The organism is Seonamhaeicola marinus (assembly GCF_008085455.1).
On record NZ_VSDQ01000618.1, the window covers coordinates 1 to 334 of the forward strand.

Genomic DNA, 334 nt, shown 5'->3' on the forward strand with positions numbered 1-334 from the left:
TTTTTTTGCTGAAAAAAAAGAAATAGTAGATATCTCTTATCCTGGTGATATTGTAGGTTTACAAGATACAGGAAGCTTTAAAATAGGAGATACATTAACTGAAGGCGAAATTTTAAATTACAAAGGTGTACCTAGTTTTTCACCAGAACATTTTAGGTATATAAATAATGCCGACCCATTAAAATCAAAACAATTATTTAAAGGAATTGATCAATTAATGGACGAAGGAGTAGCACAATTATTTACATTAGAATTAAACGGAAGAAAAGTTATTGGCACCGTTGGTGCTCTGCAATATGAAGTTATTCAGTACAGATTAGAACATGAATATGGT

At 30.2% G+C, this 334-nt stretch carries 1 pseudogene; it reads left to right on the forward strand.

Annotated elements, in window-relative coordinates:
• Positions 1–334 (forward strand): annotated as a pseudogene (prfC, locus tag FUA24_RS10860) (peptide chain release factor 3); the annotation flags it as partial.